Source organism: Pseudomonas poae RE*1-1-14, from assembly GCF_000336465.1.
In the GTDB taxonomy this organism is placed as follows: Bacteria; Pseudomonadota; Gammaproteobacteria; order Pseudomonadales; family Pseudomonadaceae; genus Aquipseudomonas; species Aquipseudomonas poae.
Window position 1 is genome coordinate 1,146,954 of the sequence record NC_020209.1, and the last position, 12,834, is coordinate 1,159,787.

General features: G+C 60.7%; 12 protein-coding genes. 7 read left to right on the forward strand and 5 right to left on the reverse strand.

What is annotated here, in order from left to right; all coding sequences use genetic code 11:
- The first annotated feature begins 295 nt into the window (after positions 1–295).
- Together brnQ and H045_RS05295 are read left to right on the forward strand one after the other, a co-directional pair.
- Positions 296–1,609 (forward strand): branched-chain amino acid transport system II carrier protein, encoded by a 1,314-nt coding sequence (gene brnQ / locus H045_RS05290; protein WP_015371644.1) that lies wholly within the window; start codon positions 296–298, stop codon positions 1,607–1,609.
- A 169-nt stretch (positions 1,610–1,778) separates the two neighbouring features.
- Complete coding sequence (locus tag H045_RS05295; RefSeq protein ID WP_015371645.1) at positions 1,779–2,516, forward strand: DUF599 domain-containing protein; 738 nt, start codon at positions 1,779–1,781, stop codon at positions 2,514–2,516.
- A gap of 92 nt (positions 2,517–2,608) precedes the next feature.
- On the opposite strand, the gene H045_RS05300 is transcribed toward H045_RS05295, so the two are convergent.
- Positions 2,609–2,851, reverse strand: a complete 243-nt coding sequence (locus tag H045_RS05300) for a hypothetical protein (protein WP_003233227.1) — start codon at positions 2,849–2,851, stop codon at positions 2,609–2,611.
- A gap of 158 nt (positions 2,852–3,009) precedes the next feature.
- Here H045_RS05300 and H045_RS05305 point away from each other — a divergent pair, with 158 nt between their 5' ends.
- From H045_RS05305 to H045_RS05325, 5 genes are all read left to right on the forward strand, one after another.
- The gene (locus H045_RS05305; protein ID WP_015371646.1) at positions 3,010–3,486 is read left to right on the forward strand and encodes a PaaI family thioesterase; all 477 of its coding nucleotides are present in this window, start codon (positions 3,010–3,012) and stop codon (positions 3,484–3,486) included.
- The gene (locus H045_RS05310) at positions 3,483–3,935 is read left to right on the forward strand and encodes a PaaI family thioesterase (protein ID WP_015371647.1); all 453 of its coding nucleotides are present in this window, start codon (positions 3,483–3,485) and stop codon (positions 3,933–3,935) included. The genes H045_RS05305 and H045_RS05310 overlap by 4 nt, the downstream gene beginning before the upstream one ends.
- Before the next feature lie 89 nt (positions 3,936–4,024).
- A complete protein-coding gene (htpG, locus tag H045_RS05315) occupies positions 4,025–5,929 on the forward strand; it encodes a molecular chaperone HtpG (RefSeq protein WP_015371648.1) in 1,905 nt (634 codons plus the stop codon).
- Positions 5,930–5,996: 67 nt separating this feature from the next.
- Positions 5,997–6,725 carry a dienelactone hydrolase family protein gene (locus H045_RS05320; protein ID WP_003233221.1) on the forward strand — a complete coding sequence of 243 codons (729 nt, stop codon included), beginning with the start codon at positions 5,997–5,999 and terminating at the stop codon, positions 6,723–6,725.
- A 154-nt stretch (positions 6,726–6,879) separates the two neighbouring features.
- Positions 6,880–7,887, forward strand: coding sequence for an amidohydrolase family protein (locus H045_RS05325; RefSeq protein WP_015371649.1), 1,008 nt, complete (start codon positions 6,880–6,882; stop codon positions 7,885–7,887).
- A 122-nt stretch (positions 7,888–8,009) separates the two neighbouring features.
- Here the strand turns inward: H045_RS05325 and fabB are convergent, their stop codons facing one another.
- The 4 genes from fabB to H045_RS05345 form a co-directional block, all read right to left on the reverse strand.
- Positions 8,010–9,230 carry a beta-ketoacyl-ACP synthase I gene (fabB, locus tag H045_RS05330; RefSeq protein WP_003233214.1) on the reverse strand — a complete coding sequence of 407 codons (1,221 nt, stop codon included), beginning with the start codon at positions 9,228–9,230 and terminating at the stop codon, positions 8,010–8,012.
- 11 nt (positions 9,231–9,241) lie between these two features.
- On the reverse strand, positions 9,242–9,757 hold the full coding sequence (fabA, locus tag H045_RS05335; RefSeq protein WP_003210552.1) for a 3-hydroxyacyl-[acyl-carrier-protein] dehydratase FabA: 516 nt from the start codon (positions 9,755–9,757) through the stop codon (positions 9,242–9,244).
- Positions 9,758–10,006: 249 nt separating this feature from the next.
- The gene (locus H045_RS05340) at positions 10,007–11,908 is read right to left on the reverse strand and encodes an ATP-binding protein (protein WP_003233212.1); all 1,902 of its coding nucleotides are present in this window, start codon (positions 11,906–11,908) and stop codon (positions 10,007–10,009) included.
- On the reverse strand, positions 11,905–12,834 hold the full coding sequence (locus H045_RS05345; RefSeq protein WP_015371650.1) for an ABC transporter substrate-binding protein: 930 nt from the start codon (positions 12,832–12,834) through the stop codon (positions 11,905–11,907). The genes H045_RS05340 and H045_RS05345 overlap by 4 nt, the downstream gene beginning before the upstream one ends.

The following is a 12,834-nucleotide window of genomic DNA, read 5'->3' on the forward strand; positions in this document are numbered from 1 at the left end:
TTTGGCTGATGCACCGAGGTGCCTGCATCGCAGGCAAGCCAGCTCCCACAGGTTGTCGCATTGCTCTGCAAAAAGTGTAAAAACGCGACATTAAAATGTCGCTTATCGGACAGTGCGCCCCGCAACAGTGCGTTTGTCAGCCTATTTCTGTACCCTAGCCGCCTCTTTACGCGCCGGCATCCCAAAAGGAAGCCGAGCGCTGGACCGGTCGGCCCCCACCAGGGCCGACAGCATTTCCCTCATCCACAGGGAAGCCCTCTCTAAATTCCGATTCAGTAGTGTGGTATTTCCTCGAATGAAAGTGTTGAAAAGCCAGGACATCCTGGCGCTGGGCTTCATGACGTTCGCGCTGTTTGTGGGCGCCGGCAACATCATCTTCCCGCCTATCGTTGGTTTGCAGTCCGGGCCTCATGTCTGGATGGCGGCGCTGGGCTTCCTCATCACCGCAGTCGGTTTGCCGGTGGTCACCGTGATCGCCCTGGCCAAGGTCGGCGGCGGCATGGATGCATTGAGCAGCCCGATCGGCAAAGTCGCCGGCGGCCTGCTCGCGGCAGCGGCTTATCTGGCGGTAGGCCCGCTGTTCGCCACCCCGCGTACCGCGACCGTTTCGTTTGAAGTCGGCCTGGCGCCGCTGACCGGCGAAAGCCCGCTGGCGCTGTTCCTCTATAGCTCGGTGTATTTTTTGGTGGTGTTCTTCGTGTCCCTGTACCCAGGGCGCCTGCTGGATACCGTCGGCCGTTTCCTTGCGCCGTTGAAGATCATCGCACTGGCGATCCTCGGTATCGCTGCGTTTGCCCTGCCGGCCGGTGAAGTGGGCGTCGCCACGCCGGAATACGTCGCCGCGCCGTTCTCCCAAGGCTTTATCAATGGCTACCTGACCATGGATACCCTGGGTGCGCTGGTGTTCGGCATCGTCATCGTCAACGCAATCCGCTCCCGCGGCGTCGAATCGCCCAAGCTGATCACCCGCTACGCGATTATCGCCGGGCTGATCGCGGGCGTGGGCCTGGCGCTGGTGTATATCAGCCTGTTCCGCCTGGGCTCTGGCAGTCATGCCGTGGCGGCGGGCGCCAGCAACGGCGCGGCCGTGCTGCATGCTTACGTGCAAAGCACCTTCGGCTCCCTGGGCAGTGGCTTTCTGGCCGTGCTGATCTCCCTGGCATGCCTGGTGACGGCCGTGGGCCTGACCTGCGCCTGCGCCGAGTACTTCAGCAAAATCCTGCCGCTGTCCTACAAGACACTGGTGGTGATCCTGGCGTTGTTCTCGCTGTTCGTGTCCAACCTGGGCCTGACCAAGCTGATTGCGTTCTCCATCCCGGTCCTCACCGCCATCTACCCGCCGTGCATCGTGCTGGTGGCGCTGAGCTTCTGCAAAGACTTCTGGCAGGAGCAGGGCCGTATCGTCGGTCCGGTGATGTTGGTGTCATTCATTTTTGGCGGCATCGACGCGCTCAAGGGCGCCGGCCTCGCCAATTGGATGCCCGCACAGCTGACGCATTTGCCATTAAGCGAGCAGGGCCTGGCCTGGCTGGTGCCCTCTGTGATGACACTGGTCGTGGCGGTGGTGGTGGATCGCATGCTTGGCAAGCGCAGCGAAGCGATCGCCTGACACGGTGGCACGGCTGCACAGAAATGCCTCGTATCAATCGATACGGGGCATTTTTTATGCCTGCTTGTCGACAAGGTTCTAGAGTTGCAACGCGGTCAGTAGGGGAGCGGGCTTGCTCGCTCTCACATGTTGACTGTGTGTCCATATTTTCTTGTTTATCAGGAGCCCTATGTCGTTCATCGAAACCAACCAAGTCCACGTGCTCGCCGCCCTGTGGTTCGTGCTGTGCTGGGGCGGTTACACCCGTTATGCCCTCTGGAAAGCCGGCGACACCGCCTGCCTGGCCAGCGTGCTGCACCTGTATCGCGAAGACTGGATGCGCCGCATGCTGCTGCGCGACAACCGCATCGCCGACGCCAGCGTGATCGGTAATCTGGAGCGCAACGCCTCGTTTTTCGCCTCCAGCACGCTGATCATCCTCGCCGACATCCTTACCGTGCTGGGCGCCTCGGAGCGCGCCGTATCGCTGCTGGCGGACATTCCCATGGTGCAGCAGGCGTCCCAGGGCATGTCGGAAATCAAATTGCTGTGTCTGGCGCTGGTGTTCGTCTACGCGTTTTTTACGTTCAGTTGGTGCATGCGCCAGTACAACTTCGCGGCGGTGCTGGTGGGATCAGCGCCGATGATCGGTGAGCGCCAAGTGTCCGAGCAAGAGCGCAAGGCGTTTGCGCTACGGGCGGCGCGCGTCATCTCCATGGCTGCCAACCAGTTCAACTTCGGCCTGCGGGCCTATTACTTTGGCATGACCATGCTGGCGTGGTTTGTCAGCCCCTGGCTGTTCATGTTGATGAGTGCCGGAGTCGTGGTGGTGTTGTATCGCCGTGAGTTTCACTCCGATGTACTGCAAGTGATGGTGTATACGCAGACAGACACGCCTTCGCCCGAGGCGGTCAAGGACGCGGTTTAGTTAGAGGCATGTCGCATTAAAAACGCCAGACAAAGAAAAGCCCGCTATTAAGCGGGCTCTCTTTTACAACCAGGCTACATCAGACCGCGGTATCAGGAACCGGTCGAAGGCGTGGCTTCTTTTGCAGCGGCTGCGTTCGATTCGGCCTGAGCTTTGGCAGCTTCGGCGTTTTCTTTTGCAGCATCGTTCACTTTATCCTGAGCCTTCGCCATGTCTTTCTGAGCTTGCTCAGAGTGCGAAGCGGCGTCTTGGGCTTTGTCTTCGGATTTCTTGTCGCAGGCAGCGAGGCCAAGGGCAGCAGCCAACATCATGGAAACAGCTAAAGTCTTGCGCATGGGGTGTTTCTCCTTATTGAAGATATCTTCTGGCCTTTCGAGCCTGAGGGTTCAGCATTAGTTCCTTTTATTGCGCAGATATATAAACAAAGGTTGCCAAGGAACTTAAACCCGCACTGCCTGTTCCGCGGATCACTGCCAAAAAGAGTCTAGACCCAATGACCGAAAACTCGTTGCTGGAACGTGCAACACGCTTTGTTTGCGCTTTGCGCCATTGCCAGGTGCTGGGCATTACCGTGCATGAAGCCAGCGATAGGGGCATGACGCTGCTGCTGCCCTATGCGGCAGGTATCGTGGGCGACCCCGAGACCGGCGTCATCCATGGTGGCGCGCTTACCTCGCTGATGGACACCGCCTGCGGCATGGCCACCCTCTGTGTATTGCCCGAGTTCGAGGTGTGCCCGACCCTGGACCTGCGCATCGACTATATGCACCCGGCCGCACCGCACCAGCCAGTCTATGGGTTTGCCCAGTGTTACCGGGTCACCGCCGACGTTATCTTCACGCGGGGCTTTGCCTACCAGGATGATCCGCAGCAACCCATCGCCCATGTGGTGGGAACGTTCATGCGCATGGGCAAGCTGCTCAAAGGCGCACAGGGCCTGAGTGCCACGCTCGACGGAGATCAGGCATGACGCACCGTTTCAACACTCGCCTTGAGCAAGCCCACGCGCGCGGCGATTACACAGCGCTGCTCGAACTCATCCCTTACGCCAACCTGATCGGCATCCAATGCACGCGCCAGGGCGATGAATTGCTGTTCCGCCTGCCGGCCAACAAGGACAACATTGGTAACCCCATATTGCCGGCGCTGCATGGCGGAGTGATTGCCGGTTTCATGGAGCTGTCGGCAGCGCTGCACTTGCTGGTGTCCACCGGCGCGCCGGGCCTGCCGAAAATCATCGATTTTTCCCTGGATTACCTGCGTGCCGGGCAGTTTCGCGACACCTACGCCACCTGCCAGGTATGGCGTCAGGGCCGGCGGGTGGCCAACGTTTCGGTCACCGCCTGGCAAAGCGCGGCGGCAGAACCGATTGCCACCGCTCGTGCGCATTTCAAAATCGAGGCACCTTGCGGCCCTTGAAATCCTCCCGTTAGCCCCCAACTTTGATGACAACCCGCCGCCAACCCTTTCGGGCGCGGCCATTGCCATCCAATTGGAGTTTGATGACCATGAGTGTGGAAACTCAAAAGGAAACCCTGGGCTTCCAGACCGAGGTGAAGCAACTGCTGCACCTCATGATCCATTCGCTGTATTCCAACAAGGAAATTTTCCTTCGCGAATTGATCTCGAACGCCTCTGACGCTGTCGACAAATTACGCTTCGAAGCCCTGTCCAAGCCTGAGTTGCTGGAAGGTGGCGCTGAGCTGAAAATCCGTGTGAGCTACGACAAGGACGCGAAAACCGTCACGCTCGAAGACAACGGTATCGGCATGAGCCGTGACGATGCGATCACCCACCTGGGGACCATCGCAAAATCCGGCACCGCAGATTTCATGAAGAACCTGTCGGGCGATCAGAAAAAAGATTCGCACCTGATCGGTCAGTTCGGTGTGGGCTTCTACTCGGCCTTCATCGTCGCCGACAAGGTTGAAGTGTTCAGCCGCCGTGCCGGTCTCGCGGCCAGCGAAGGGGTGCACTGGGCGTCCAAAGGCGAGGGCGAGTTTGAAATCGCCACGATCGACAAGGCCGACCGTGGTACCCGTATCGTGCTGCACCTCAAATCCGGTGAAGACGAATTCGCCGATGGCTGGCGCCTGCGCAACATCATCAAGAAATACTCCGACCACATCGCATTGCCGATCGAGTTGCCCAAGGAGCAGACCGCGGCTGAAGGCGAAGAGAAGCCTGCCGAGGAGTGGGAAACTGTCAACCGCGCCAGCGCCTTGTGGACCCGTCCGCGTACCGAGATCAAGGACGAGGAATACCAGGAGTTCTACAAGCACATCGGTCACGACTACGAAAACCCGCTGAGCTGGAGCCACAACAAGGTTGAGGGCAAGCTCGAGTACAGCTCGCTGCTGTACGTGCCGGCCCGCGCCCCGTTCGACCTGTACCAGCGCGAAGCCCCCAAAGGCCTGAAGCTCTACGTGCAGCGCGTGTTCGTGATGGACCAGGCGGAGTCCTTCCTGCCGCTGTACCTGCGCTTCATCAAGGGCGTGGTCGATTCCAATGACCTGTCGCTGAACGTGTCGCGGGAAATCCTGCAGAAAGATCCGATCATCGACTCCATGAAGTCGGCGCTGACCAAGCGCGTACTCGACATGCTGGAGAAGCTGGCGAAGAACGAGCCTGAGCAATACAAGGGTTTCTGGAAAAACTTCGGTCAGGTCATGAAAGAAGGCCCGGCTGAAGATTTCGCCAACAAGGAAAAAATTGCCGGCCTGCTGCGCTTTGCCTCCACCCAGGGCGAAGACGGCGAGCAGATTGTGTCGCTGGCCGACTACCTGGCGCGCGCCAAGGAAGGTCAGGACAAGATCTACTACCTCACCGGTGAAACCTACGCGCAGGTCAAGAACAGTCCGCACCTGGAAGTCTTCCGCAAGAAAGGCATCGAAGTGCTGCTGCTGACCGACCGTATTGATGAGTGGCTGATGAGCTACCTCACCGAGTTCGACGGCAAATCGTTCGTCGATGTGGCCCGTGGTGATCTGGACCTGGGTAACCTTGACTCTGAAGAAGAGAAGAAGGAAGCCGAAGAGGTCGCCAAGTCCAAAGAGGGCCTGGTTGAGCGGATCAAGGCATCCCTGGGCGAGGCTGTCAGCGAAGTGCGGGTTTCCCACCGCCTGACCGACTCTCCGGCGATCCTGGCCATCGGCGAGCAGGACCTGGGCATGCAGATGCGTCAGATCCTCGAAGCCAGCGGGCAGAAGGTTCCGGATTCCAAGCCGATCTTCGAATTCAACCCGGCGCACCCGCTGATCGAGAAACTCGATGGCGAGCAGAGCGAAGAGCGTTTTGGCGACCTGTCGCACATCCTCTTCGACCAGGCAGCCCTGGCCGCTGGCGACAGCCTGAAAGACCCGGCCGCCTATGTGCGCCGACTGAACAAGCTGTTGGTTGAACTGTCGGTTTAACACCGCTGCAGGAAAAACCCGCTTCGGCGGGTTTTTTCATTTTAGTGCACCTCAACTGGAGTAAATCATGAGCCAAGTCACCGTGCGTTCCGTGGTCTATCAGATCGATGGCCAGTCTTATGAAAGCCGCCTGGCGTTCGACGCCAGCCACAAGGGGCCGCTGCCGGGCCTGCTGATGGCGCCGAACTGGATGGGCGTGAGTGCAGGGGCCGAAGAAATTGCCAAGAGCGTCGCCGCCAAGGGCTACGTGGTGCTGATTGCCGACCTCTACGGACAAACCGTGCGCCCGTCGAACGGCGATGAAGCCGGCGCGGCGATGATGCCGTTGAAGAACGACCGCCCCTTGCTCAACACGCGCATGCAGGTGGCGTTCGAGCAACTGCAAGGCCAGACCGAAGCGGCAGTGGATACCTCGAAACTTGCGACCTTTGGTTTCTGCTTCGGCGGTTGCTGTTCCCTGGAGCTGGCGCGCACCGGCGCGCCTGTGAAAGCCGCCGTGTCGTTCCATGGCACCCTCGATACGCCCAACCCGGCGGACGCGAAGAACATAAAGGGCTCGGTGCTGGTGCTGCACGGCGCCTCCGACCCGTTGGTGCCCAAGGAGCAATTGCCGGCGTTCGAAGATGAAATGAACGCGGCCGGTGTGGATTGGCAACTGCTGAGCTACGGCGGCGCGGTGCACTCCTTCACCGACCCCCATGCGAACGTGCCGGGCAAGATGATGTATGACGCGAAGACCTCTGCACGCGCGTTCCAGTCCATGCATAACTTGCTGGATGAAGTGTTCAAGGGCTGATGCTTCGGCGTCTGTTCGGGCCTCATCGGGAGCAAGCTTCCTCTCACATCGTGATCGTGTTCACCGATCTGAATGTGGGAGGGGGCTTGCTCCCGATAGCTATCTGGCAGGCAACCCCATTCCCCTGAATCACCTCGATGGAGATCGCCCCCCCGTGCCCTGGACTCGCCTGAGCCTCGCCTTGTTGCTCACCTTCGCCAGCCTCGCCGCACAAGCCCGCGACTATGCCTACAGCGATGCCCACCTGCATTACGTGGATTTCTTTCAGGAAACCGCCGGCATGGACAAGCTGCTCAAGGCCATGGCGGACAATCGCATCGAGCAGGTGATGATTTCCGGCATTCCCGTGGCGAAAAAATGGCACGAAGACGAGCCCAAGCGTCCGCGCTATTACGCCGGTGACGATGCCGATGCCTACTGGTACAGCGCCACCGACGTGATCGTCGCGGCGGCGGTCGATAAGCTCACGCCTGAACAGCGCCTGCGCTTTCATCCTTTTCTGTCCGGCTTCAACCCCAATGACAAGAATTCCGCTGCGCATATCCAGCGCACGCTCGACCTCAATCCCGGCCTGTGGCAGGGCATCGGTGAAGTGTTCACCCGCCATGACGACCTGACAGCCCTGACGGCGGGGGACACCCCGCGCGCCAACAACGAGGCCATGACGCGTATTTACCACCTGGCGGCCGAAAACGATTTGCCGGTGATGCTGCATTCCAACATCACCTCCAAGCGCGAGCGCAACCCGTTGTATCTGGCAGAGGTCGAAGAGCCGCTGCGCAATCACCCGCACACGCGGTTTATCTGGGCGCATGCCGGTACCAGCCTGGAGATCCACCGTCATCAAGTGCAGATGGACTTTTTGCTGCCCACCTTGACGCGCCTGCTGGAGGCCTACCCCAATCTGTACATCGACCTCTCCTGGAGCATGCTCACGCCTTATCTGCTGGACGAGGCGGGCAAACCCAGGCTTGAGTGGGTAAAGCTGGTGGAGCGCTTCCCGGAGCGCTTCATGCTCGGCTCTGATGTGGTAGGTCGCTTCAACAAGCTGGGTAAGGAAATGCGCCGCTTTGACCCCTTCCTCGATGCGCTGCCCGAGGACGTGGCCCGCAAGGTTGCGCGGGACAATTTCCTGGCCGTGCTGCCCAAGACCTCTCGCTGAGCGCAGTATCCAATGTGGGAGGGGCTTGCTCCCTCCCACATGTTGATTTTTGATATCTGGTGATCACCCACAAAAAAGCCCCGAACCAGTCGGGGCTTTTTTGTGGGGTCAAGCTGCAGGCCTTACTTGCCCTGCCAGCGCTTGAGTACCAGCGTCGCGTTGGTGCCGCCAAAGCCGAAGCTGTTGCTCATCACGGTATTGATGGTGGCGTTTTCAACGGTCTTGGTCAGGATTGGCATATCTGCCACAACCGGATCAATCTCGTCGATGTTGGCCGAACCGGCCATGAAGTTGCCTTCCATCATCAGCAGGCAGTAGATCGCTTCGTGAACGCCAGCGGCGCCCAGGGAGTGACCCGACAGGCTCTTGGTGGAGCTGATGGCCGGCGCCTTGTCGCCGAATACCGCACGCACGCCTTCCATTTCCTTGGCGTCGCCGACCGGAGTGGAGGTGCCGTGGGTGTTCAGGTAGTCGATCTGGGTGTCAACGGTGGACATTGCCATCTGCATGCAACGGATGGCGCCTTCGCCGCTTGGCGCAACCATGTCGTAGCCGTCGGAAGTGGCGCCGTAGCCGACGATTTCCGCGTAGATCTTCGCGCCACGGGCCAGAGCGTGTTCCAGCTCCTCGACCACCACCATGCCGCCACCGCCGGCGATGACGAAACCGTCACGCTTGGCGTCGTAGGCGCGGGAGGCCTTTTCCGGGGTTTCGTTGTACTGGGTGGAGAGGGCGCCCATGGCGTCGAACAGGAACGACTGGCTCCAATGCTCTTCTTCACCGCCGCCGGCGAACACGATGTCCTGCTTGCCCAGCTGTATCTGCTCAACGGCAGTCCCGATGCAGTGGGCGCTGGTGGCGCAGGCCGAGGAGATCGAGTAGTTGACGCCCTTGATGGCAAACGGCGTGGCCAGGCAGGCCGACACGGTGCTGCCCATGGTCCGCGTTACACGGTACGGGCCGACGCGCTTCACGCCTTTCTCGCGCAGGATGTCCAGCGCTTCCATCTGGTTGAGGGTGGATGCGCCGCCGGAACCGGCGATCAAACCGGTGCGTACGTTCGATACCTGGTCTTCGCTCAGGCCTGAATCGGCGATCGCGTCTTTCATGGCCAGGTAGGCGTAGGCGGCAGCGTGGCCGACGAAGCGATAGATCTTGCGATCGATCAGTTCTTCGAGGGGCAGGTCGATGGAGCCGGAAACCTGGCTACGCAGACCCATTTCGGCATATTCCGGGTTGAAGCGGATGCCAGGGCGACTTGCACGCAGGTTAGCGGTGACGGTCTCTTTGTCATTGCCCAGGCAAGAAACGATGCCCAGACCAGTGATAACGACGCGGCGCATGCGGATAACCCTTAAAAGTTGTCAGTGGAAGTGAATACGCCGACCCGAAGGCCTTCGGCAGTATAAATCTCGCGACCGTCGACAGTCACCGAACCATCGGCAATGGCCAGGTTCAGCTTGCCCTTGAGGACGCGCTTGATTTGAATGTTGTAGGTGACTTTCTTGGCGGTCGGCAGGACCTGGCCGAAGAACTTCACTTCGCCGGAACCCAGGGCGCGACCGCGGCCTGGCAGACCCTGCCAGCCCAGGTAAAAGCCGACCAGTTGCCACATGGCGTCGAGGCCCAGGCAGCCTGGCATCACCGGATCGCCTTCGAAATGGCAGGCGAAGAACCACAGGTCCGGAGTGATATCCAGCTCGGCGACCAATTCACCTTTGCCGTACTTGCCACCCTCTTCGCTGATATGAGTGATGCGATCCACCATCAGCATGTTCGGGGCGGGCAGTTGCGCGTTACCTGGGCCGAACAGCTCACCGCGACTGCAGCGCAGCAGGTCTTCCCGAGTAAAGGCGTTTTGTTTGGTCATGCGAGCTCCTCAATAATCCCATGCGGCGGGGCAGGGCAAATCTTCCCGAACCGAATGAAGCGTTCATGCCTCATGCCGGCAGCCTACACGTAGACTATTGCGTTGTAGTGAAAGTCACAGCGTCAAGGCACTCAATGTACACTTGTTCACTGAAATTTTAAACCGGGCCTGTTTATCTGCCCGTTTGGGTGCCTAAGACTGCCGCAATTTAGTGTTTCACGCCAGTCGCAGATGCCTGATGGCGCCGCGCTATTGCACCCAGCGCTGCAGGATCTGCTGCAAATCCGTACGTTTGAACGGCTTGGCCAGGTAATCGTTCATTCCGGCTGCGAGGCACGCTTCACGGTCGCCCTGCAAGGCGTTGGCGGTGAGCGCAATGATCGGCAGATCGGCGCAGCCGGGCAGCTGGCGAATCTGCCGGGTTGCCTCGTAGCCATCGATCACTGGCAGCCGGCAATCCATCAGGATCGCGGTGAACATCAGGCTTTCTGCGCTACGGATCGCCTCGGCGCCGTCGGTGGCCAGGCTGACTTCAAAGCCGAGGCTGCGCAACATGGCTTCCACTACCGTGCGATTGACCGGGTTGTCCTCCACCAGCAACACATGGCGGCCATCGCCCGCGCCGTGCTTGCTTTGGGCATCCTGGGCAATCGCCGGCAGGCTCTGCTGATCGATGGCCAGGGGGATTTCCAGGGTAAACACCGAGCCACGGCCTTCTTCGCTTTGCGCGCGCAGGGTACCGCCCATGCGTTCGGCCAGGGTGCGCGCGATGGGCAGTCCCAATCCGGTGCCGCCATAGCGTCTGGAAATCGAGCTGTCAGCCTGCTGGAACGCGTCGAACATCGACTCCAGGTGTTCGGCACCGATACCGATGCCGCTGTCGCGCACGCTGCAAGTGAACCACACCAGCTCATGGTCGAGGGGTTGCCAGTGGGGCTCGACACTCACGCTGCCATGCTCGGTGAACTTGAGTGCATTGCCGATCAGGTTCACCAGGATTTGGCGGATACGCGTGGGGTCGCCCTTGACCCGCAGCGTATCGAGGCCCGGCGGCATCGGCAGGTTGAGCGTCAGCCCGCGCTGCTGGGCGCTGTGCCGGAAGGCGTGGGCGCTGCTGTTGACCAGGTCGGCGAGGTTGAACGCGATATGCTCCAGCTCCAGGGCCGCGCGCTCGATGCGCGAGAAATCGAGGATGTCATTGATGACCTTCAGCAGATGCTCGGTGGACTCGGAGGCCAGCGCCGCGTATTCGGTCTGCTCTTCGGTCATCTCGGTGGTTTCCAGCAACTGCAGCATGCCCAACACCCCATTCATCGGCGTGCGCAGCTCGTGGCTCATCATCGCCAAAAAGTCCGATTTGGCATTGTTGGCCCGCTCGGCTTCCTCGCGGGTCTGGATCAGCTGCGCCATGGCCTGTTGCTGTTCGCGGCTGGCCTGTTGCAGGCCGGCGGCCAGGTTGTTGATGTGACGTGACAGGTCGCCCAGTTCCGAGTCATCCACGATCGGCAGCGCAGTCTTGTATTCGCCTTGCTGGATGGCCTTCACCGCATGGCCCATCGCGCTGATCGGCTGCGACAGGCTGGCCGCCAGGCGCCGCGCCAGCAGGAAGGTAAACAGCAGGGCGAACAGTGCGAGGATGCCGGCCTTGAACAGAATCTCCTGCTGGCGCTGGCTGAAGGCATCGTTGGACATGCCGACGATCACGCGCCCCAGGTAATCCGCGCGCGGCGCCTTGGATTCGTTGAGGTTGTCCTGGAAAAAATCGCTGCCCAACTGGATATGCTGCAGGCGGATCGGTGCCTGAAACACCTTTACCGACAACGAGCGATCGTGCTTTTCCGACGGTTGCTCGACATACACCAGAATGTTTTCGGCGGCGTCCTGAATCTCCAGAAAGCGCACATGGGGCGTGGCCAGCGTGGCGCGCAGCAGGCTGTCGAGCACATCGTTGTTGCCGGAAATGACGCCGTACTCGGTGGCGGGCGCCAGTTGGTTGGCAATCAGCTGGCCGGTATGGTCCAGCTCCTGGCGCAAGTCCTGGATACGCACGAAGGTAAAGAAGCTGATCAACAGCAACGTGAGCAACAGCGCCGGGCCCAGGGTGATGAGCTGGGTGCGGGTGTTGATATCCCAACGACGACGCAAGGTCATGGGCGTTTTTCTCCTTCGGCGAGCCGCGCGGCGACGTTGCTTTCATCGACGTGTTCGATACCCAGTGAGCGCGCGACCTGCGGGTTGCCCACGACTTTGAAGTGTTGTGGGTACAACGTGCGCGGCCAGCTGGCCGGCGGGCGGTCAAGCAAACGGTCGAGCACGCCCAGCCAGTCGGTCTGGTCGCTGTAGGTGCTGGCCAGACTGCCGGCCTTGACGAAGCCGGCGTTGGGGCCCACCAGCGGCAGTTGTTGGGCGTAGCTGCTCAACAGCAGGTTCTTTGCGGTCTTGGGGTTGTACAGTTGCGGATCGTCGAGGCCGAGCAGCACGTCGCTGGTCCTGAACAGGCTTTGCAGCGGGCGACTGTCGTTAATGTTGTTCCACAATTGCGGCACGATTTCCAGGCCCAGGGGCGCGGCGTATTGGCTCAGCTCGCGCAGCAGGAATTCACTGTCGTTGCCATAGAGCACGCCGATGCGCCGGGCCTGCGGCAGGATGCCGGTGATCAGGCGTAACTGGCGGTCCAGCGGCGGGTCGCTCCACAGCAGGCTGATGTGCGCCGGCAAGTGGGTGCCCAGACGCTGGCGTGCTTGCAGGCGGCTGATGCGCAGCACCAGGGTCGGCGGCCCTTCGGCGTCTTGCAGGCGCCAGTCGAGGCCTGGCAGGTCGAGCAGGATCAGGCGCGTGTCGGCTGGCAATTGGCGCGGCGCCGGCAGGTCCTTGAGCGGAGTGAAGGTGACGTGGTCTGCGGGGCGCTGCCGGGCCAGTGCCTGGGCGAAGTCCTGCACGCCTGCGCTGTCTTCGGCTGCAGTCAGCAGGATGTTGGCGCTCCACGCCGGCGCGGTCATCAGCAGGCCGATCAGCAGCAGGGCGCGCTGCCACAGCCTGGCGAAAGAGAGGAGGGTCGTCCGTGACTGATTGGCCAT